The organism is Roseiflexus castenholzii DSM 13941, assembly GCF_000017805.1.
GTDB classification, from domain to species: domain Bacteria; phylum Chloroflexota; class Chloroflexia; order Chloroflexales; family Roseiflexaceae; genus Roseiflexus; species Roseiflexus castenholzii.
The window spans coordinates 3,346,049-3,368,144 of sequence record NC_009767.1 but is presented as its reverse complement, the minus strand read 5'-3'; the positions used below and the strand labels follow the sequence as shown (position 1 = coordinate 3,368,144).

Sequence of the window (22,096 nt, the reverse complement as noted above, 5' to 3'; positions counted from 1 at the left end):
GCGCGGTGCGCTAAAAGTTCAACTCGACCGCTGTTGGCTCGCCGGGGCGGCTGCCAACAACATGGCACTCGACGGGACCATGACGCCCCGAAATGGTCCATCGACCGGCGCGGTGCAGGTGACCGCTGACGATATGGCTCACCTTGGGCTGGTCGAGCACGAACTTCCCCAGGGTGAGATTCCCAAGGTAGGCGCTCATCAGGCTCCAGAAATCATTCTCAGGATCGCGCGGCACTGCCGCTTCAATAATCGGCACATGGGTCACAACCAGAATCTGGGAAACATCTGGATTGCCGATGAGCGTCTCCAGACGATTGGCGAACCCTTTCGCCAGATAGCGCGCCATAGCGCGATCACTCCAGGGCCAATCGATATAATCGGCGTCATGATTCACGCTTCCCTTCAATACGCGGTACTCATGATCGCCCAGCGCAAGATGCGGCGCGCGCGATGAATAGTCGTACCACGCCATGGTGCCGCAGATGCCGAGCGTTCCGAGCGTCAGCACATCGTTTTCGAGCCAGATGAACCCTTCCTCACGCGCAATCTGCGGTAGCCAGGACTCCCAGAGCGAGCGACTGTCGTGGTCGCTGCGGTAGACATCATGGTTTCCGGCGATCACGGCGCGCGTGCAGGTCAGATCGCGGAAGAGTTGCAGCCCGCGCCGGAAGAGGCGGAGCGGATGACCGATGTCGCCGGCAATGATGAAGCAGTCGGGGTTGCGTTGCCGCACCCATTCGGCAAACGCCAGGTAAGAGTCGCGCTTCGCCGGACGGTAGTGGAGATCGGCTGTCACAATAATGCGCATAGTCTGAACGTCCTTGTTCAGATAATAGATGTGCATTCAATGATACCGCGCATAACGCGATGTGGCAAGACCTTCTTGTTGCGAATCAATCGCGTGTCATCCATCATTCATTCTATGCGCGCAACGAATGTGCTATGATATGCGCGAGCCTCCAGGCAGCGCAGGAAAGGAACAAGTGTGGCGCAGTGGTCCGATGGAAAGCGATTGGGTCGTTTTTTCCGCGAGACACTCCGCGCTGCGGGCGCCGGCGTCGTAGTGCTGGCGCTGCTGTGCATCTGGTTGTGGGTTTCGACCGATCTGCCTTCCCCTGAGCGACTGCGCGCGCGCGCCGCTCTCGGCGCAACGCGCGTGCTGGATCGTCATGGTCGCCTGCTGTACAGTGTGCCCGATCCAATGGGCGCACAACGCCGCCCTATTCCTTTGAGCCAGATGTCGCCTGCACTGATCCAGGCGACGATTGCAGCCGAGGATGCCAGTTTCTATGATAATCCCGGCATCGATCTCCGTGGCATTGCGCGCGCGATCTGGCTCAATCTGCGCAAGGGTCAGATCGTTGCCGGCGGCTCCACCATTACGCAGCAACTCGCGCGTTCGTTTCTGATCGATCCGACGCTGGCACAGGAGCGTAGCCTGGAGCGCAAGGCGCGCGAGATCGTTCTGGCGCTCAAACTGACGGCGGTTCTCTCCAAAGACGAAATCCTGGAACTCTACCTCAATCAGACCTATTATGGCGCGATGAGTTACGGCGTCGAGGCGGCATCGCAGCGGTTCTTCGGCAAATCAGCGCGCGACCTCGATCTTGCCGAGGCGGCACTGCTCGCGGGTCTGCCGCAGGCGCCGTCGCGCTACGATCCGTTTGCCAGTCCCGACGCGGCGCGCGCTCGCCAGCGCGATGTGCTGGCAGCCATGGTTCGCACGGGGTTTATCACCCCAACCGAGGCGGAAAGCGCCGCCGATGAGCCATTGCACTTCAGGAGCAACTGTGTCACGCCGGGATGCCTGCCGCGCGCGCCGCACTTTGTCTTTTTCGTTCTGGAACAACTGGCGGCGGAACTCGGTCCCGACGCCGTGGCGCGCGGCGGGCTGACGATCACCACAACCCTCGACCTGGGGTTGCAGGAGGCAGCGGAACTGGCGCTGCGCCGCCACCTCGAGGCGCTTACCAATCCCCGCGACGGCAGCCCCGACCGCCGCGCGCGCAATGGCGCGGTTGTTGTGCTCAATCCGCGTGACGGTGCGATCCTGGCAATGGTTGGCAGCCCCGATTTCACCAACGATGCCATTCAGGGACAGGTCAATGCGGCGCTGGCGCTGCGCCAGCCTGGCTCGGCGATCAAGCCGCTCACCTACGCAGCGGCCCTCGAACGCGGATGGACGCCGGCAACCACTATTCTCGACATACCAACGGCATTCACCGACGCTCATGGGCGCGTCTATGCGCCACAAAACTACGACCGGGCGTTTCACGGTCCGCTGTCGCTGCGAGAGGCGCTTGCAACCTCCTCGAATGTCGCTGCCGTTCGTACCCTCGACTTCATCGGCATCCCGGCACTGCTGGAGATGGCATCGCGCCTGGGGATCAGGTCGCTTGGCGACGAGCCGGGACGCTTCGGGCTGGCGCTGACCCTCGGCGGCGGCGAGGTGACGTTACTCGAATTGACCGGCGCCTACGCCGCTTTTGCGAATGGCGGTATGCGGGTGACGCCCTATGCCATTCGAGACATCAGCAGCGCATCACTACCCGACACTTCGACGCCGAGGACGCGAGAAGCGCCGTTACCCGCCCTCGACCCGCAGATCGCCTACCTGATCAGCGACATGCTGAGCGACAGGTATGCCCGTATGCGCGCATTCGGCGGCGCGCTCGACATCGACCGTCCCGCAGCCGTCAAAACCGGCACCACCACCGATTGGCGCGACAACTGGACGATCGGGTATACGCCGGATCGGGCCGTTGGCGTGTGGATCGGAAACGCCGATGGTCGGCGGATGGAAGCAGTCAGCGGCGTCACGGGCGCAGCGCCGGTCTGGCGGCAGGTGATGCTGGCAGCGCACCAGGGGTTGCCGCCGCGTTCGTTCGTGCCCCCGCCGGGGATTGTCGAAGTGACCATTTGCGCCGAAGGCGGGTTATTGCCGTCGCCGGTCTGCCCGGCGACGCGCCTCGAACGGTTTGCTGCCGGTACTGCGCCGCAGCGTCCCGACGACACGCACGTGATGGTGCGCGTCGATCCGGCGCGTGAATGCCGCGCGCCGGACGATTATCCGCAGACACGCACGATGCTGCGCATCTACCGTCTGCTGCCGCCGGAGGCCGAGCCGTGGGCAGTGAGTGCAGGCGTGCCGCGCCCGCCGCGCGCCGTGTGCCCGCTTCTGCCGGACAGCGCCAGAGAGCGACGCGATGCTGCGCATCCCGCCGGCAATGCGCAGACAGGCGAAGAAACGAACGTTTCCACCTGGCAATCGATCCCTCTGGTAATCACATCTCCTGCACATGGCGCGGTGTTTGCGCTGAGTCCGGGGGTTTCTATCGAACACCAACGCATCGCCATCACCGCAGGAGCGATCAGGGACATCGAGGAAGTGACCGTCTTCGTCGATAGCGAGCCGGTTGCCGTTGCACCACGCGCCTTCTGGCAATTGCAGCCGGGCATCCACCGGGTGTGGGCGGAAGGGCGCGATGCCAGCGGACGGATCGTGCGCAGCCCGGTGGTGGAATTCGAGGTCCGTAGCGCACCATGACAAGTAGGGGCGCGCCTGAGGCGCGCCCATGAACGAACGCCGGTGGCGCGCCCATCAAATAAGTAGGGGCGCGCCTCAGGCGCGCCCATGAACGAACGCCTGAGGCGCGCCCATCAAATAAGTAGGGGCGCGCCTGAGGCGCGCCCATGAACGAACGCCCGTAGCGCGCCCATCAAATAAGTAGGGGCGCGCCTGAGGCGCGCCCATGAACGAACGCCGGTGGCGCGCCCATGAACGAACGCCGGTGGCGCGCCCATGAACGAACGCCGGTGGCGCGCCCATCAAATAAGTAGGGGCGCGCCTGAGGCGCGCCCATGAACGAACGCCCGTAGCGCGCCCATCAAATAAGTAGGGGCGCGCCTGAGGCGCGCCCATGAACGAACGCCGGTGGCGCGCCCATCAAATAAGTAGGGGCGCGCCTGAGGCGCGCCCATGAACGAACGCCCGTAGCGCGCCCATGAACGAACGCCGGTGGCGCGCCCATCAAATAAGTAGGGGCGCGCCTGAGGCGCGCCCATGAACGAACGCCCGTAGCGCGCCCATGAACGAACGCCCGTGGCGCGCCCATCAAATAAGTAGGGGCGCGCCTCAGGCGCGCCCATGAACGAACGCCCGTGGCGCGCCCGTGAACGAACGCCCGTGGCGCGCCTCAGGCGCGCCCATGAACGAACGCCCGTGGCGCGCCCATGAACGAACGCCGGTGGCGCGCCCATGAACGAACGCCGGTGGCGCGCCCATGAACGAACGCCGGTGGCGCGCCCATGAACGAACGCCGGTGGCGCGCCCATGAACGCCGCCGGTACGCCATGGTCTGCACCACATTCGTTGATTCGCCAACGACATAAAGGGAATAAACAATGAAACAGAATCCACAATTCCCACTGCGCGCGATCATTGCGGCAGGAATCGGGGTGATCCTGATTATCGCCGCTGTTCTTGCGGGTCCGCTCCTTCTGAGCGCACCGCAGGTCGTGCGCATCGAGCCGCCGGATGGCGCAGAGATGGTCAACCCACAGGCGCCGTTGCGCATCGAGTTCAGCCAACCGGTCCAGAAAGACTCGCTTGCCGCAGTGTTGCGCATTGAGCCGTCGGTTGACCTCACTATCGACATGGAGGGGAATAGTGCGCTGGTGCGTCCGACCGGCGGGTTGCAGTACGGCGCGGAGTATACACTGACCGTCGGCGCCGGTGTGCGCAATGCGCTTGGGCGCGCAACCGAGAGCGCGCAGACGGTCCGTTTCCGCACCGCGCCCTATGTTACCGTGCGCGAGGTTTTTCCCGCTGACGGCAGCGCCGATGTTCCGCTCGAGACCCTCATTATGGTCGAGTTCAATGCGCCGGTAGTGAGCGCCGAGGCTATCGCAGCAGCGGCTGACGATCCGCGCCGCGCCGATGAGTTGCCGCAGCCGCTGACACTCACTGCGGGCAGCGACCCGAAACCGGTCAATGGCGTTGGACGCTGGCTTTCGCCGACGCGCTTCGGCTTTTCGCCAGAGGACGGATTGCGCCTGGCAACGACGTATCGTGTCACCTTGCGTGCTGATCTGACCCCAGACGGCGCAGCGCGGATGGAACAACCGGTCAATTGGAGTTTTACGACCGCAGCACAGTTGCTGATCGGCACACGTCCGTTTGACGGCGAAATCGATGTTGCAGCGGATCGTCCTATCGAGATTCGTCTTCATCGTGACATCGATCCTGCCTCGGTTGGCGCGAGTTTTCGCCTCCTCGACGCAGGCGGTGCGGCAGTCGCAGGGACGGTCGAAACGTTTGAGGGCGGCGTTCGCTTTAAGCCCGCAGCGCCGCTCCAGCGCGGCGTGCGCTATCGGGCGATGCTTGAACCCGGCGTCAATACCCGAACAGGCGCCATCCTCAACGCCAAACCGTTTGAATGGACGTTTGTCGTCATCGGCGATCTGGAAGTGCAACAGGTTGAGCCTGCCGGCGATACACGCGACGTTCCTGTTGACATCAAGCGCATTAGCGTGCGCTTCAATCATCCGGTCGTGCCGGTAGTTGATGTTGCTGGGAGCGGCGGATTGCCCGTGGCGGCGACGATTGAGCCGCCGGTGCAGGGTGTTGCGCGCTGGATCGATACGTCGACGTTCGTTTTTTCTCCGACGGTCCCCCTCGACTCGTCAACCGATTATCGGGTGCGGGTGGCGGCGGGGTTGACCGACCAGACCGGCGGCGTGCTGCGCAACGAGTATGTCTGGTCGTTCCGCACGATTGATCCGGCAGTGAACGATGTTCAGCCGACATCGGCGTATGCTGCGCCAACGACCCCGGTGACGGTGACATTCAACCAGGCGATGGACCTGGCATCGCTGCGTAGCGCACTGCGCGTTATACGCGCCGACAACGGCGCGCAGGTTGCCGGAACAATCGCCGTCAGCGGAACCAGTGCGATCTTCCGATCCGATGCGCCACTGGAGCGCGGCGTTGACTATCGCGTCGTCATCGATGCCGGCGCGCGGTCGGCGCGCGGCAATGGCGTACTGGATCAACCGTTCAGCAGTTCCTTCCGGGTTGCACCGCTGCCGGCGCTCGTCATGACCGATCCGGCGCCGGGCGCCACCTTTTCTCCCAGCGCTGGCGGCATTCGGTTGATCTTTAGCACACCAATGGATTGGGACACCGTTGGTCGCGCGCTGGTTATTGAGCCGAAGCTGACAGATGTGTTCACTTCTTCCTATGAGACAGATTTCTACATCTACAGTCAGTTTGAACCCGAAACGGAGTATCGTATCACCGTCGGCGCTGCTGCGCGTGACCTCTATGGCATGGCGCTCGGTCAGGACGCAACAGTGACCTTCCGCACCGGTCCGCGTGAACCGTTTGTCGGGTTGATCGGCGCCTATCGCGCAGGGTTCTACCGCGCCGTCAATAACGTGCGGGTTCCACTTCAGTGGGTGAACGTCCCTGACGTGGAGTGGCGGATCGCGCGGTTGACGCCGGAAGCGGCCGCTCTGCTCATATCCAGTTATGAGGATTGGGAGTCGTTCTCGCCATCGGTAAGCGATTTGGTCTCCCAGGGAACACAACCACTTGGCGGGGAACGGAACCGTGGGCGCGTCGGCTTCGTGGAGGTTGGACCACTCGCTCCGGGGGTCTATTATCTGGAATTGCGCGCTTTTGGCAATCTGGTCGATCGCCAGGTCATGGTGGTCAGCCCATATGCGCTGACCGTCAAGCGCAGCGCGGATCGCCTGTTCGTCTGGGCAGTCGATCTGGCAACCGGGCAACCGGTTCCCGGTCTGGAAGTGCGTGCCGCAACATACCGCTATGATCGGGCCGCTTCTATCGATACGCCGGTCAACCTCGGGCGCACCGGCGCCGATGGCGTGCTGGTCGCGCCGTTTGATGGGCGGGGGTATGGGGCGATCTTTCTCTGGTCATCAGAGAGTGGCAGGACGGTCACGTTCACAACCAGCGATTGGGAGAGCGGTATCAGTCCCTGGAACTTCGGATTAATGGCAGACTACGGATCGCGCACGCTCGCCGGCAGCCTGTTGACCGACAAGCCGATCTATCGCCCAGGGCAGACGGTACACGTGCGCGGAGCGTTGCGCGGCATTGCCGTTGGCACGGGACAGGGTCAGGTAGAACGGTATGTGCTGCCCGGCGTCGGAGATCGCGCGTATGTGGAAGTGAATGATCCTGAAGGGAGCGCCATCTTTTCGACCACGCTGACCTTCAGCCCGTTCGGCACGTTCACGACCGACCTGCCGCTGGCGCAGGGCGCGCCGCTCGGTTCGTATTCGATGGTCGCGCGGCTTGGCGGCCCGCAGGGATACCTCAGCGACGCACCGGTGGTATTTGGAAGTTTTCTGGTGGCAGAGTATCGCGTGCCGGCGTTTGAAGTAACGCTCACGCCTTCGACGTCCGACCTGCTGCGCGGCGATCCGCTGAATGTCGCCGTGCAGGCGGCGTACTTCGCCGGCGGCGCGCCATCCAATGCGCCGGTGCGCTGGCGCTTGCTGTCGCAGCCCTTCTATTTCTCCAGCGACAATGCGCCGAATTTCAGTTTCTTCGACACGGATGACGCCTATGCCTGGTACGCTTTTCGCCAGGATTTCATGTTCGGCGATCTGATTGCCGATGGTGAAGGAACAACCGATGCGCAGGGACGCTTCACCCTGACCCTCCCGGCGTCGGTGTATGATCGCCAGCCGACGGGCAACGGTCTGCGCACCGGCAGCCAGGTGTTGATGCTCGATGTCGAAGTGACCGATGTCGATGGGCAGGTGATCGCTTCGCAGGCGACGGTCACCGTCCATGGCGGCGCGTTCTACATCGGTCTGCGCCCAGAAGGATATGTCGCGCGCGCCGGGCAGCCACAACAGGTCTCGATTGTCACCCTGACGCCACAGGGCGATCCGGCGCCGAATCGCGCCGTCGATGTGGAGATATACCAGCGCGAATGGTACAGTGTGCGCGAGCAGGGCGCCGACGGACGGTTCTACTGGACATCCGCCTACACCGACACGCTTGTTGAAACGCGCACGACGAGAACCGATGCACAGGGGCGCGGGCAGGTGCAGTTCACACCGATGAAGGGTGGACTATACCGTCTTGTTGGAAAAGGGAAAGACGACGCCGGACGCACCGTGCAAACAGGCGCCTATACATGGGCTGAGGGCGGCAACGTCTTCTGGGGGATCAACGACAGCAACCGCGTCGATCTGATCGCCGACAAGCGCCTCTACAAACCGGGCGATACGGCGACCATTCTGGTAACCGCGCCCTATCCCGATATGACCGCCCTGCTCACGATTGAGCGCGGCAGCGTGATCGAATATCGCACCTTCACGCTCCAGGGAACCACCGGTGTGCTCCAGGTGCCGATCCGCGATGAGTATGCGCCAAATGTATACGCTGCGCTGACCCTGATCAAAGCGGCAGGAGACGGCAGTAATCCCGACGCGCCAGCCGCGCCCGACCTGCGTGTCGGTATCGTGAAACTGCCGGTCTCGACCGAGCGCCAGGAATTGACGATTACCCTCACACCCGACAAAACGCAGGTCGGTCCGCGCGACACTGTGACCTACATGCTCAAGGCGACCGACTACACCGGCAAGGGGGTGCGCGCCGAGGTGTCGCTGGCGCTGGTCGATAAGGCGGTGCTGACCCTGACAAATGACCCCAACCCGTCGCTACGCCAGGCATTCTACGATCAGCGCGCGCTGGGAGTGTTCACCTCCAGCCCGCTGACAGTGCTCGTGGATCGGGTGACGCTACGGTTGCAGCCAGGAGACAAGGGAGGGGGCGGCGGTCTCGAAGCGCCGCTGGATGTGCGACGCAATTTCCCGGACACCGCGTTCTGGAACCCAGCGCTCGTCACTGCTGATGACGGTACGGCACAGTTCAGCGTGACCCTCCCGGACAACCTGACGACCTGGCGTTTGACGGCGCGGGCGATAACCGCCGACACCCTGGTTGGCGAACAGACCGTTGATATTGTCGCCAGCAAGCCGCTGTTGCTCCGCCCAACGCTGCCGCGCGCTCTGACCGTCGGCGACCGTCCGGTGTTGCAGGCAGTGGTGCAGAACACGACCAATGCCGCCATTGAAGCGACGGTGCAGGTGACGCCGAACCCTGCATTGACGGTTGAAGGACCGTTGGAGCAGCGCGTGAATGTTCCGGCGAATAGCACGGCACTGGTGCGCTGGCAGGCAAGCGTCAATCCGCCCCCCGGCGATGCCGATGAAGCCATTCTGACGTTACGCGCAAGCGGCGGCGGTTATGACGATGCGGTTGAGGCGCGTGTTCCACTACGCTTCCTGACGACAGCGGAAGCGACCGCCAGCGCCGGGCAGGTGCTCGATCAGGTGGTTGAGACGGTCCAACTGCCGCCAGAAAAAGCGGCAGCCGATGCGCGCGTCGAACTGGAGTTGACCCCGTCGCTGGTGGCGGGTATCACGCGGGGAGTCGAGCAATTAGCGCGGTCGCCATACCTCAGCAGCGAAGCGACGGTCAGCAGTTTCATGCCGGCTGCCGCTGCCTACCGTCTGCTCCAACAGGCGGGATTCGACGATCCGCAGTTGCGCGCAACACTCGAACGCAGTCTGACAGTCGGCGTGCAACGTCTGTCCGTTCTCCAGAAGATCGATGGCGGCTGGGGATGGTGGAACGCCGACGAGAGCGATCCCTATCTCACCGCCTACGCCGTTCAGGGTCTGGTTGAAGCGCAGCGCGCCGGTTTCACCGTCGATCCGGCGATACTGGACCGCGCGATGGTCTTCCTGACCGAAGCGCTCGATGCTGCGCCATCACTGCGTTCGCCATTGAGCGATCCGAATACCCGCGCGTATGTGCTGTTCGTTCTTGGCGAGGCAGGCAAGCCGGATCGTGGGCGGGCGGTCAATCTGTACAACGAGCGCAGCGCATTGAATGTCGCAGGGAAAGCGCACCTGCTGATGACCCTTCAGGCGGCCGGCAGCGAGGAAAGCCGTATCCGAACGCTGATTGCCGAACTGATGGGAAGCGCAGTGCTGACCACTTCCGACGCCCACTGGGAAGTGGGTGGGATGTCACTCTGGGCGCTCGACAGCGACGTAACCGCCACCGGACTGGCTCTTCGCTCGCTTTTGCGCACCGATCCGCAGAACTTCCTGATCCCCGGCGCGGCGCGCTGGCTGATGGGAGAACGTGAGCGCGACATCTGGCGCACGACCTACGACTCTGCTGGAGCAGTGCTTGCGCTTGCCGAGTATGCGGCACAAACCGGCGACTTGCAAGCCGACTACCGCTATCGTGTCGCACTCGACGGGCGCACCATTCGTGAAGCAGTGGTTTCACCGGCAACCTTGCGCGAGACCGACCGGGTTACGATTGCCGGCGCCGATCTGAAGCCTGAAGGGAGTCAGGTGCTGTTGCAGCGGCAGGCAGCCGCCGATCAGAGTGGCAAGGGGCGATTGTACTACACGTTGCGTGTGCGCTACCGCGAAGACGCCGCCGGTGCGCAGGCGCTCGACCGGGGGTTCGGCGTGCAGCGCGAGTACATCGCCGTCGCCAGCGACACCCTTAGCCCAACGGGACAGTTGATCACCCAGGCGCGGCAGGGTGATCTCGTTCAGGTACGGATCACCCTGAGCATTCCCACCGATGTGCGCTACCTGACGGTGGAAGACTTCCTGCCCGGCGGGTTGGAAGCACTCGACACCAGCCTGAAGACGACGACGGCAGCAGTGCGTGATGCGGAGTTGATGCCGGAGGGCGAGGAGCAGCCATACTGGTGGCACTTCGGACACACCGAAGTGCGCGCCGGGCGGGTGGCGCTCTTCGCCACCGATCTGCCAAAGGGAACGTACACCTACACCTATCTGGCGCGCGCGACCGTTCCCGGCATATACGCCGCGCCGCCGGCAACCGCATACCGCGCGTATGCGCCGGAAGAGTTCGGCAGAAGCGCGGGGGCGTCGTTTACCGTCGTTGCGCCGTAGGGCTGGCGGAGATGATCGTCACGGGCGCGGCAGTCCTCGCGGGGACGTCCGATTGTCGGGGCGTCCCCCAGGGACGCCGGTCAGGCGACGGTCATCGTTCACGAGGGGGTTATACCCATGACGATTGCAGATGCCGCATGCGGGTCATTCCGAGCGCAGCGTGGGTTATACCCATGACGATTGCAGATGCCGCATGCGGGTCATTCCGAGCGCAGCGAGGAATCTGAATTGAAGATGCCGCACGCTTGTCATTCCGAGCCCTTCGCTTCGCTCAGGGTAAACGCAGCGAGGAATCTGAGCGGGTCGCGCCAGACCCCTCGCGCTGCTCGGGGTGACCATGCCGGATGTTCACAGGCAATTGGTATTACAATGACCATCAACGACGATTACATCCGCCATAAATGATGAATGCGGAATGATGAATGATGAATGCGGGGCGTTACAATGACCATCAACGATGATTACATCCGCCATACCTTCACGATCCTCTTCGATGTTCCCGCTGACGCGGCAGCGAACCATGAGATGACGCGCGATGTGTTGAACGCAGCGGTCAGCAGGATCACCGAACTGATCGAGACCGACGCGCGGTTACAGGCGCTCTTGCAGCAGTATGGCATTGAGTACGGCTGGGAAGAGGAAAGCTGGGAGCGGTAACCGCCAGGCGTGGTCTATTCGGCATGTCTCTTGCTGCACGATCAGGCGCAGAGTCCGCACACGCGCATTCGTGAGAGATCGGCTTCACACCGCTGGGGTCGGTACCGGGATTTCGGGCCGCGAGGTCCGAGGTGGGCAACCGCGGCGGCGCGTTTAGGAGCGGACAGAACAACCGAGCGGACACCGGCGCTCACAGGGGGGCGGCATCAAACACGGCGCCGGTCTCCCCTCTCCCGCGCGCGAGAGAGGGGCGGGGGGTGAGGGTAAAACGGCTCATCCCAACGCCGTGCATGCCTGCTCTGCTCATGCGTGCTGTCCACTTAGGGGGCGCTGGCGTTTGATCTGCGGAAGAGGATGGGCGCATGCACCGCGCGGCGGTAGGGGTGGGGAAGTAGGAAAAACGGGAACCGTAGACGTCGCGCGGGCGGACAAGGGGCGAGACCCGACGGACCTCACGCATCGTCGAGGGGGCTGCACACTGCGCCGAGTCCGCGGCGCAGGACGTGGGTGTCAATCATCGTAGTCTGCCCATCCTTGTGGTCCCGAAGCTCCTGCACGGTGCGCATATCATCGCCAGCCTCACGCACATGCGTGGCGAAGCGATGGCGAAACGTGTGGCAGGTGACGCGCTTCTGCACACCGGCCTGCTGCGCCGCCCGCCGGACAGCCTTCTGCAACCCGCTTTCGTCTTGATGATGGCGCATCATACCAATGACGAGTGAAGATGCCGCATTCGTGTCCTTCCGAGCGCAGCGCGGAATCGGCGCGGGTCGCGCACGACCCCTCGCGCTGCTTGGGGCGACCATGCCGGATGGTCACAGGTCATTGGCATTATTGAGAGATCGGCGTCACGCGCGATCTGCACCGCCTCGCAATCCCGAACGAACACGGCGCTCAGCGCCTGGTTCTGGGTCGAAGCGGCAACCTCCGCTTCGACGGCCAGGCAGGTCAGGAAGGCGCCAATGTCACGCGATCCCATTGCGCGCGGATGGCGCAGGTGATGAACGCGGATGAACCGGCGCACCCATCCGATAGACGCCGCTGCGGTGCGGAGCGAGGAGGGTTTGCGGCGCAGCGCGCCGCGCACCTGATCGAGCAGTCTGAGCGGATGGCCGGAAGAGGACATTTGGAACCCCTTTCCATTGGATAAAGAGTGACCTATACTCATCACAACTCATGGACCGCGCAACGCACACAAATGATGCGGCAGAGTCGTGCGTGAGTTTCAGGAGCGAAGGGTATCCCTCTCTCAGAGCACGCGCGGGCATAGGCGGACGAAGGGCGGCCGAACGCGGTACGGGGCGGGGTTCGATGGACGGTTGTCCGTCTAATGTGGTACAGGGGTGAATAGGCGTCCGAACGCTGTGTGGGGTGGGAATAGGCGAACAGTTGTCCGTCTAACGTAGTACTGACTGGAATAGGCGGACGCGGTCGGTCTACTTATGTTAGGCTGAAAGGAGAATACAGATGTCCCAACGAGACCACTGGGAAAAGATTTACTCAACAAATCAGCCGGATCAAGTCGGTTGGTACAAACTTCATTTGGAGACTTCTGTGAATTGGATAAGTGAACTCTCTTTGAGCAAAGATGCGAATATCATTGATGTCGGTGGCGGCGCCTCAACGCTAGTTGATGACTTGCCGGAGATCGGCTATCGCTCGATAACTGTGATTGATCTGTCAAAGACAGCTTTGACATAACAAAGAATACGGTTGGACGAAAGAGCGGCATTGGTTACTTGGATAGAAGGCGATATAACTTCTATGGATATCCTGGCCCATCATTACGAGTTATGGCACGATCGGGCAGCGTTTCACTTTTTGATTTCTTCAGAACAGCAACAACGATATGTAGAGAATCTTTCAAAGGCATTGAGACCTGGAGGCCACGTGATTATGGCTACCTTTTCGGTGGAAGTGCGTCCAGCAGCGCCCGCGCCGCAGCCCCCGGACCGTGGAGGCCACGTGATTATGGCTACCTTTTCGGTGAAAGTCCCTCTCAAATGCAGCGGTCTACCTGTGCAACGATACTCATCTGAAGAACTTGAAAGAATCCTAGGATCAGCGTTTGTGCTTAAGAAGAAGTCTAAAGAATTACACATCACACCGGGAGGAGTGGAGCAAATGTATCTATATTGTCTTTTTGAAAAGACACCCTAACAAATCGCTTCACCTGACCGCTCTTCCGCTGCGCTCCATAGCGGCAGGTGAGCTTGGCCGTTGGGCAGGCTCGTACGCAAACAGGCGTTGAGTTGTTGAAGGCTGCTCGTGATGTTACGGTTCGGTCGCAGCACAATCGCTCTGTGATGTGTAGGCGGTCAGTGGCGCAGGCTCCGGAAGGACAGAGCAGCACCGTCTCGGTCAGGATGAGCGACAGGGCGACGCGGGGTCAGTGGGATAAAGCGCTTGCGAAGGGCTGCGGCCCGGGTGGGTAGCGGTCATTTGTCGGACAGTGACGGGCAGTGATGCGCGTAGCCAGAAGCAAACCTAGTACCTCGTTAGGCTAGAGGCTGTTATGAACTTTAGAGTATATGAGCAATGGTTTTGACGAACGTTTGTGCCATCAGGATGGCAAACGCCAGGACGTGAAGGCTACGAAAGGTTTCAGGCAGTCGCTCAACGTCACGAGCCAGGCGACGAAAATGCGTGGTCCAAGCAAACCTCCGTTCCACCGTCCGTCTTCTGGGGAAAAGGACGAAGCCCTTCTTGGCTTCCGGTCGTTTCACGACAACCAATTCAATGCCTGCTCTCTGGGCATCCTGTTTGGGTTCGTCGCCAGTGCAGCCCTGATCGACATATGCGATTTCGACAGAATCCTGTGTTGCTTGTTGCACCGCTTCCGCCAACGCCTGAACGTGTGCACGTTCCTGTTCGTCGGCTGGAGTGACGTACGCAGCCAGAAGGAAACCCAGGGTATCTGCTGCACGGTGCATTGTGCCGCCTTTCCTGCGTGTATAACCGTCATAGCCGGCTCTTTTGCCGCTTTCTGGAGTGGATTGCACGGTGCGACCATCGAAAATGGCGGCTGTAGGCCGCTCTTGCTTGCCTTTTGCCAGGCGGATCAAGGCGCGCAGGTCATGGACCATGTCTTCAAAAACGCCTGCTGCCATCCAACGTTGCGTTTGTTGGTCCACGGCGGACCACGGCGGCACATCATTGGGCGTCATGCGCCACTGCGAACCCGTTTGGACTATCCAGCGCAGCCCATTGAACACTTCTCGCACGTCGTGTTCTCTCTGCGGTCATCACCTATTCTACTTCACCCCTGTTGCAACAATTGAACACTTCTCGCACGTCGTGTTCTCTCTGCGGAGCATCTTCTCGCATCACGGCGAGATAGGGCGCAACAAACGCCCATTCTTCGTCAGTTCCATCGCTTGGGTATGGTTTTCTGGTCATTCCCAGAGTTTACCATCCCGAAAAGTGCATAACAGGCTCTAATTAGGCTCACTCTTCGCGTTGTTTTATCGCTTGATCCTGAAGTAGCACGTCATTGCATTATACCAATCTTCATCGGGAGTAGCTCAGATGCCATCGCCAATGCGCTCTTCTAGGTATCCGTTGCGTTTGCTGAGTGGCTCACCGAACCTCTGCACGAGTCATACCTATCAGTGACCTCGTGCAGAGGTTAATTGTTCGATAGATCCGAGAAGGATAAACCATCGTTGTCAAAGCGCTATTCCTTCGGTAGACTATAACACACCTACAAATCACCGCGTTTCATCTCCGCTTCATTTTCGGGTGCTATGCTTGAGCAAACTGGAAGCAGACCGCTAACGCCGAGATACCAATGCGAGTACTGATTGTTGAAGATGAACGTGCCATCGCCGGTTATATCAAACGAGGTCTTGAAGAGCAAGGTTATGCCGTCGATGTCGCTTATGATGGTCGGGAAGCGCTTGACTGGCTGGATGCGGCGCCGTTTGATCTGGTGATCCTCGATTTGATGCTGCCTCAGATCGATGGTCTCACCGTCTGTCGTGAATTGCGCGCTCGTGGTTTTCGTATGCCCGTGCTGATGCTAACAGCCCGCGATTCGATTGACGACCGCGTGCGTGGTCTTGACAGTGGCGCTGATGATTATCTGGTCAAACCGTTCGCGATCCAAGAGTTGTTAGCTCGTCTACGCGCGCTTGCGCGGCGGAGTACCGATGCGCCGAAAACGCCGGTGCTGCACATTGCCGATCTGATGCTTGATACTGCTACCCGTCGTGTCAGTCGTGGCGGAAAGTACATTGAATTGACCGCTAAAGAGTATGCCATACTTGAGTGTTTAATGCGAGCATCAGGCCGACTCCTGACGCGGACAATGATTGCCGAACACGTCTGGAACTACGACACATTTAATCAATCGAATGTCATCGATGTCTATATTCGTAATCTGCGTCGCAAAATTGACGATCCCTTCCCGGTGAAACTCATTCAGACGGTACGGGGGGCCGGATATCGGTTATGGTACGAAGCCGAGCACGAGCATGATCCAACGTAGTACGACATTACGCGTACGCTTTGCCATCTGGACGGGCGGGTTGCTCTGTGTCACACTGTTGCTCTTTAGTGGGTTTGTTTATTGGCAAACCGCTCAAGGCTTGTCCGAGTCACTTGATACCGGCCTCCAAGCTAGCGCTCTCCAAATCACGGCCAGTCTCAGTGGCGAGCAGGTCAATATCGAAGATGGTCAGATCACACTCGATGAGCATCTGTCCGATCCGACGTTATTGGCGCAATTGCAAACCCAAGGGCTAACGATCCGGGTTCTCGACCGCACCGGTGCGATTCGGCAAGCGGTCGGCGCTTATCAACATGCACCGGTCGATCCGGTCAGTTTACGAGCACGCTCTGGTACACCAGTGTGGCATACGCAGATCCTTCCCGATCGGACAGCAGTGCGGGTCTATACCGTTCCGGTATACGAACACAGCCAATCGGTTGGCTTAATCCAGATCATACAGTCGCTTGAACCGGTAGTAGAAACGCTACAGCAACTCCAAACCGCGTTCGTAATCGGTATTCCTGCTCTCACCGTGCTGACCGGATTGGCGAGCTACTGGTTAGCTGCACAGGCATTACAGCCTATCACCAACATAATCCGTACTGCTCAACAGATTTCGGCCACCGATTTACATGCCCGCATCACCTTACCACCAACTGACGATGAAGTTGGTCGGCTGGCAGCTACGTTCAACAGTATGCTCGCCCGACTAGAAGATGCGTTTCGGCGTGAACGGCAATTTACCGCCGATGCGTCGCACGAATTGCGTACACCGGTTGCCGCTATGGAAGCGATTATTACCGTGACCCGTGAACGTCCACGCAGTGTCACCGAATATACCCAAGCGCTCGATGATTTATTGGTGCAAACTCGCCGTCTTCGCAGCTTGATCGACGATCTGTTGCAACTGACACGTAGTGAAACCCGGTATCGCTCTACACACACACCGGTCAACCTATCACTCCTGCTCGAAGATGTCACCGAAACGATGCGTCCTCTTGCCGAAGAGCGTGGGTTGGTCATCGTTACCGAGATTAGTCCCAACTTAGTTGTGGTAGGTGATAGTGATAGTCTTATTCGCCTCTGGCTCAATGTACTTGATAACGCGATCAAATATACGCCCCGCGGTACGATTACCCTCCGCGCCTTTCGTACCGGTGATCAGGTCACGGTCACAGTAACCGATAGCGGTATCGGTATTGCGCCTGAACATCTTCCCTTTATCTTCGAGCGTTTTTATCGTGTTGATCCTGCCCGCAGTGGTAATGGTAACGGCCTTGGCCTTGCAATCGCCCGCGAGATCGTGCGGCTCCATCACGGTACGATCACCGTTACGAGTGAATTGGGCCACGGCACGACCTTTACTGTGAACCTCCCGACCGATCTCGGTTGATGCCCAACCAGGTGCAATTACCATCTTGGCAAGATGGTATAATGTGCCAGCATGACCCTTGGACATCAACCGTGATTATGGCAGAGCCGTTTGTTAACGTATACCACGAGGTCCGGCAGAACTGGATTCAGTATGTCGTTGGTGTCTGCGGCCTGGGGATCGTCTTAGGCCTGGCATTACGCTCTGTCGACCTGCAAGAACTACACCAAGTACTGGCGACGGCTAATCAATGGTGGCTGACAGCCGCTGTCATCTGTAAAGTTCTTACACCGTTAGGCACGGCGATAGTGTATGCCGGCATCCTCCAGATGCTCGGTCATCGCATCCGCGCGATCAGTTCTGGTTGATTGCACAAATGACGGTTGTGATCAACATGGCATTTCCGGCTGGTCCGGTAGCAATGAGCGCCTTTCTCCTCCACGTCTTTCGCCACCGAGGTGTACCGGAGGGCATTACCACTATCGCCGTTGCCCTCGATGCACTGACGTATGAGACTGCGTTCTTTGGCTTAGTCGGTTTTGGACTGGCCTATCTTTTGACGCATCGCGATTTCAGCGTGAGTCAAATTACCGAAGTCGGGATCATTGCGCTGATCGTCGTTGTTGCCGGAATGTATCTCTGGGGGCTACAGCGTGATCGCGCCGATTTCACGCGGAAAGCAATTGCTGTTCAACAATGGCTGACCCGCCACTTGCACCGGCAGTGGCGAACAAATCAGGTTGAACAGTTTCTTGACGAAGTGTACCGTGGAAAAGCACTTGTTGCTCATCGACCAAAGGCATTTTCACGATTATCGGGAATTCAGATTGCCGTTTTGTGTCTCGATATACTGACGCTCTACTGCATTTTTCGCGCGGTTGGGAGTGACCCACACCTATCGGTCGTAATCCTAAGTTATAGCCTCGCCAGTCTTTTTGCGGCACTGGCGCCCCTGCCCGGCGGCGGTGGCTCGTTTGAATCAACCCTTGTCTTGGTTGCATCACGTCTTGGTATTTCCCCCACTGTCTCGTTAAGCGCGACGCTCATCTACCGGATTTTGACCTTCTGGTTACCCAGCTTGCTGACCGTCGCTATGTACCGTCTGGTCAAACCGAAATCATCGCTGTCCCATCGTTGATGACCGTGATCGCATATTCAAGGAGGTGACAATGCATATCCATCTCCCGCAACTGCCGCATACCTTACGTGAATTACGTCGCCAACGCCAACCGATACGCGATGTCAATCGCGAGCATCGTGAACAAATAGGTCGTCTTGATCGATTGGCATTATTTATCACCGAGCGAGTCGGAACAATGGGTTTCTTTTTGGTTATTTTTATCTGGACGGTGTTATGGCTGGGATGGAATATACTCGCACCTAAGCCGCTTCAGTTTGATCCACCGATGGCTTTTGTTTTTTGGCTCTTTATTTCAAATATGATTCAAATCTTGTTGATGCCATTGTTAATGGTCGGACAAAATCTTCAAGGACGCCATGCCGAACTGCGTGCTCAAAGCGATTATGAAATTAACCTCCGCGCTGAACGCGAAATTGACGCGATATTGCAACATCTTGAGTATCAAAACGCGCTGTTGCATACTCTGCTGATCAAAGTCGGAATACCGACCGACCAACTACCACCTATACCGGCATTCACTGCGCAGACGACCAATGAGACCGAGCAGTCCTAATCCCTATAGGGTTCGCACATCGTTATGGAGATGATGGATGAACCCGCCACTACCCCATTGCCTGATACCACATCGTTCAGCCCCGTAGTAGTAGGGGAGCTAGCGCGCTAGCCCCCCTTCAGCTTACGTGGTATACGGTACGTACCTACCTACGTTGTTCAACCTTGTTGTACTCGGTTTACCCGGCAAATCTTCACCGAATTATGGCTGAACGGAAATGGTGGGCGTTTCATCAACATGCTCGACATCGTTCCCTTCTTCCTCTGCACCCGCCTGATCAACAGAGGTGATCTGTCCGGTAATCGCATCAACTTTCACATCGGCGCCGTTGTCTAACGCAACACTGTAGACGATCACCCCGTTTTCATTGTCCAACGAGACCTTGACCATCGTGGCGCCGGGATTAGCAGCCAATGCTGTGGCAACCGCCTGTTGCTCGCTAATCGCGACTTTGCTCGCTAAGGCAGCCGCCTCAGCCGATTCATCAGCGTCGGGCGTCTCCGGCCCTTCCTGGGCATCGGGCGTCTCCGGCCCTTCCTGAGCGTCGGGCGTCTCCGGCCCTTCCTGAGCGTCGGGCGTCTCGCTACCCTCATCCGGCTCAACGGTCACTGTCGGCGCTTGCGGCTGTGCCTGAGCTACGACTACAGCCGATACCGGATCGGCACGTCGCGCTTGCACATTGGTATTGCCCAACGCGGCAATCGCAGCCACCACCACCAACGCCAGCGCGACCATCGGAGCGAAGATACGTATCCATCGTTTCATTGTTCTGCCTCCTTTGTTGTTGTCCTTTACCGCATTGCATCACTCCATCAGTGATGTGAACACACAATACAACGAACACATGAAACGAGCATGAAGCGAAAATAAAGGAGTGATTCATCATGGCAATTCTGCCGCCGAGGAAAACACCCGCTCGATCCGTAACCGACCGAGCTTCCCAGACGTTCTAGTAGAGGGAGAAACACCTTGTCTATTGCTCATCACTTGACCGTTGAGAGGCTCTGATACGCTTGATGACCGGTGCTACACTCTGGGACATGCAGGTAACGTTCATCAACTCTGCCACTGTTGATCGGCTGCGTGTAAGCCCATGCCCAAGTCTCTCATTACAAAGCGTTATTGCGGACCGGCGTTGAGATGCTCCAATACCGGTAACCGGCGTTCTATACACCAAGGCAATCGTTATCGATGATCGAATTGCATTGATCGGTGTTAGTAATCTCGACGTGCATCTGTATACGCTGGATATGGAGATCTCACTGATCATCTACGAACCGGCTACTGTTACTGCACTGTATTGGATCGTTGCCGACTATGTCGCCCGCTTGCAACCGGCAGAACTACATTATGGATGCGGCAACCGCTCTAGTAAGCCCTGATCGAGCATCCTACCCGTCTAACAGCAGCACCTCAATAACTACTAATGTACTTAGCCATAATTGCTCGTGGTATAATTATGACTGTCGTGATCTCAACTACCGCTGTTACATCACCCACGATTCGCCGATCCTTCACACGATTGTCACGCACTTCACCGGTTTTGAGGATCGAATCCGCGAAACCGTGACATCGCACACTTATGTCCGAACAATCTTCATTCGAATCGACATCGCACCAATCAAGCACTTCCCCATCGTGGCGGGCATGGATCGAGCCGTGGTATGCCGTTTATACGCTACTCGGCGCCGTTAGCGCCGGTTTGCTGCCGATCCTGATCCCGCTCTTCGTTCATCAACAGGGAACGGCAGCCGAAGTGGGCCTGGTCATGGCAGCGTTAAATGCGAGCGGATTACTCGCGCCGCTGTGGAGCTGGCTTGCCGATCGGTATCGTTGGCACCGACAAATTATCGCTGGTGGGATGGCGTTAACTGCTATTGGCACAACCATTTTCATGTTCGTCACCAACGCCGTGCTATGGGCGGTCATAGCGCTGCTGCTTAATCTGGGTGCGATTGCTGCTGCAACCATCGCCAATCTGCTCATCATCGAACGCTTCCCGCGCACCGAATGGGATGAGAGGCTTGGCTGGCTACAGACAGCGTATGGTGGTGGTCAAGTGTTCGGCTTGCTGATCACGGCATTCCTCGGTCAAGCCAATCTCCGAATAGGGTTCGGGATTACTGCGTTGTGTTGCTTCATCGGCATGGGGATTGCCTGGCGCTTTGTGCGCACACCGTCGGCTGCGCGACCGACTATACCGCTTCTTCGGCATCACCCAAAGCATACTGATGGTATGTTTAGCTCACCATATCAGCTATTGCACCACCTGAACCCAACGCTCATCTGCAATAGGAACGGAATACTGACGACGCCATTGAGCGTATGGTTGGGAGTATGGCTGCTGGCGGCCAGCGGCGCCGGAGCATTCTTTGCGCTCTATCCGATTGTGATGCAACAAGTCTTCAGCATAGCCCCCTCTGTCGCGGCAGGTGGTTTCGCGGTAGCAGCCGCTCTTGGGCTGTTGCTGTACGCACCGGCAGGCGACCTCATGCATCGGATTGGACCGCTTGCCGTCGTTCGGTATGCGTTGATTGTGCGGGCCGGTGCATGTGCATTGCTGTGGCTTATTGGGAATGTTTCGGTTGGATTTGTTCCGGTTATTACCATATTTATCATCATTGTACTTTCATGGTCTTTCATTAGTGTAAGCGCAACCGATTTAACAGCTCTATTATCACCGGTTGAAGGCGGTGAAAGTATCGGACTGTTCAATGCTATATCGGCGCTCGCCAATATTATCGGCGCCAGCCTCGGTGGTTGGATTGCCGTGCAATTTGGGTATCCGGCAGTGATAGCATGGGCCGCTTTAGGGGTCGCATGTGGGGCAGCGGGTACTTACATACTGCGGCCTCCCCCTCAAGCGGCATCCTAACCTACGGAGGAATG

At 59.0% G+C, this 22,096-nt stretch carries 17 protein-coding genes and 1 pseudogene; 12 read left to right on the top strand and 6 right to left on the bottom strand.

Features of this window, described 5'->3' with window-relative positions; genetic code table 11:
• Positions 1-10: 10 nt before the first annotated feature.
• Positions 11-844, bottom strand: a complete 834-nt coding sequence (locus RCAS_RS13430) for a metallophosphoesterase (RefSeq protein WP_012121103.1) — start codon at positions 842-844, stop codon at positions 11-13.
• A gap of 141 nt (positions 845-985) precedes the next feature.
• Here RCAS_RS13430 and RCAS_RS13425 point away from each other — a divergent pair, with 141 nt between their 5' ends.
• On the top strand, positions 986-3,547 hold the full coding sequence (locus RCAS_RS13425; RefSeq protein WP_012121102.1) for a PBP1A family penicillin-binding protein: 2,562 nt from the start codon (positions 986-988) through the stop codon (positions 3,545-3,547).
• 588 nt (positions 3,548-4,135) lie between these two features.
• Here the strand turns inward: RCAS_RS13425 and RCAS_RS25235 are convergent.
• Positions 4,136-4,369, bottom strand: a complete 234-nt coding sequence (locus RCAS_RS25235) for a hypothetical protein (protein ID WP_157042647.1) — start codon at positions 4,367-4,369, stop codon at positions 4,136-4,138.
• A gap of 35 nt (positions 4,370-4,404) precedes the next feature.
• Between RCAS_RS25235 and RCAS_RS13415 the strand changes: the two genes are divergently transcribed.
• Together RCAS_RS13415 and RCAS_RS13410 are read left to right on the top strand one after the other, a co-directional pair.
• Positions 4,405-10,992, top strand: a complete 6,588-nt coding sequence (locus RCAS_RS13415; RefSeq protein ID WP_012121101.1) for an Ig-like domain-containing alpha-2-macroglobulin family protein — start codon at positions 4,405-4,407, stop codon at positions 10,990-10,992.
• Positions 10,993-11,436: 444 nt separating this feature from the next.
• Positions 11,437-11,649: a hypothetical protein gene (locus RCAS_RS13410; RefSeq protein WP_012121100.1), complete on the top strand. Its 213-nt coding sequence runs from the start codon at positions 11,437-11,439 to the stop codon at positions 11,647-11,649.
• A gap of 452 nt (positions 11,650-12,101) precedes the next feature.
• Here the strand turns inward: RCAS_RS13410 and RCAS_RS26530 are convergent, their stop codons facing one another.
• Both RCAS_RS26530 and RCAS_RS23375 read right to left on the bottom strand, forming a co-directional pair.
• Positions 12,102-12,353 (bottom strand): tyrosine-type recombinase/integrase, encoded by a 252-nt coding sequence (locus RCAS_RS26530; RefSeq protein WP_408638389.1) that lies wholly within the window; start codon positions 12,351-12,353, stop codon positions 12,102-12,104.
• Entirely contained in the window at positions 12,353-12,775 is a 423-nt protein-coding gene (locus tag RCAS_RS23375; protein WP_049768836.1) for a site-specific integrase, read from the bottom strand. The genes RCAS_RS26530 and RCAS_RS23375 overlap by 1 nt, the downstream gene beginning before the upstream one ends.
• 341 nt (positions 12,776-13,116) lie before the next feature.
• Here RCAS_RS23375 and RCAS_RS25660 point away from each other — a divergent pair, with 341 nt between their 5' ends.
• On the top strand, positions 13,117-13,350 hold the full coding sequence (locus tag RCAS_RS25660; RefSeq protein WP_049768835.1) for a hypothetical protein: 234 nt from the start codon (positions 13,117-13,119) through the stop codon (positions 13,348-13,350).
• Between the two features lie 63 nt (positions 13,351-13,413).
• Complete coding sequence (locus RCAS_RS25655; protein WP_198135931.1) at positions 13,414-13,809, top strand: class I SAM-dependent methyltransferase; 396 nt, start codon at positions 13,414-13,416, stop codon at positions 13,807-13,809.
• 362 nt (positions 13,810-14,171) lie between these two features.
• On the opposite strand, the pseudogene RCAS_RS13390 reads toward RCAS_RS25655, so the two are convergent.
• A pseudogene (locus RCAS_RS13390) lies at positions 14,172-15,048 on the bottom strand (IS5 family transposase).
• Between the two features lie 391 nt (positions 15,049-15,439).
• On the opposite strand from RCAS_RS13390, the gene RCAS_RS13385 reads away from it, so the two are divergent.
• From RCAS_RS13385 to RCAS_RS13365, 5 genes are all read left to right on the top strand, one after another.
• Complete coding sequence (locus RCAS_RS13385) at positions 15,440-16,138, top strand: response regulator transcription factor (RefSeq protein WP_012121099.1); 699 nt, start codon at positions 15,440-15,442, stop codon at positions 16,136-16,138.
• Positions 16,125-17,534, top strand: coding sequence for a sensor histidine kinase (locus RCAS_RS13380; RefSeq protein ID WP_012121098.1), 1,410 nt, complete (start codon positions 16,125-16,127; stop codon positions 17,532-17,534). Before RCAS_RS13385 ends, RCAS_RS13380 begins: the two co-directional genes overlap by 14 nt.
• Before the next feature lie 77 nt (positions 17,535-17,611).
• Positions 17,612-17,881, top strand: a complete 270-nt coding sequence (locus RCAS_RS13375) for a lysylphosphatidylglycerol synthase transmembrane domain-containing protein (protein WP_157042646.1) — start codon at positions 17,612-17,614, stop codon at positions 17,879-17,881.
• An 8-nt stretch (positions 17,882-17,889) separates the two neighbouring features.
• Positions 17,890-18,651 carry a lysylphosphatidylglycerol synthase transmembrane domain-containing protein gene (locus RCAS_RS13370; protein WP_157042645.1) on the top strand — a complete coding sequence of 254 codons (762 nt, stop codon included), beginning with the start codon at positions 17,890-17,892 and terminating at the stop codon, positions 18,649-18,651.
• Positions 18,652-18,682: 31 nt separating this feature from the next.
• A complete protein-coding gene (locus RCAS_RS13365; protein WP_012121095.1) occupies positions 18,683-19,207 on the top strand; it encodes a DUF1003 domain-containing protein in 525 nt (174 codons plus the stop codon).
• Positions 19,208-19,408: 201 nt separating this feature from the next.
• On the opposite strand, the gene RCAS_RS13360 is transcribed toward RCAS_RS13365, so the two are convergent.
• Complete coding sequence (locus tag RCAS_RS13360; RefSeq protein WP_012121094.1) at positions 19,409-19,972, bottom strand: PepSY domain-containing protein; 564 nt, start codon at positions 19,970-19,972, stop codon at positions 19,409-19,411.
• A 440-nt stretch (positions 19,973-20,412) separates the two neighbouring features.
• Between RCAS_RS13360 and RCAS_RS25230 the strand changes: the two genes are divergently transcribed.
• Together RCAS_RS25230 and RCAS_RS13355 are read left to right on the top strand one after the other, a co-directional pair.
• Positions 20,413-20,589 carry a phospholipase D-like domain-containing protein gene (locus RCAS_RS25230; RefSeq protein WP_012121093.1) on the top strand — a complete coding sequence of 59 codons (177 nt, stop codon included), beginning with the start codon at positions 20,413-20,415 and terminating at the stop codon, positions 20,587-20,589.
• A gap of 200 nt (positions 20,590-20,789) precedes the next feature.
• On the top strand, positions 20,790-22,082 hold the full coding sequence (locus RCAS_RS13355; protein ID WP_012121092.1) for an MFS transporter: 1,293 nt from the start codon (positions 20,790-20,792) through the stop codon (positions 22,080-22,082).
• Positions 22,083-22,096: the final 14 nt, after the last annotated feature.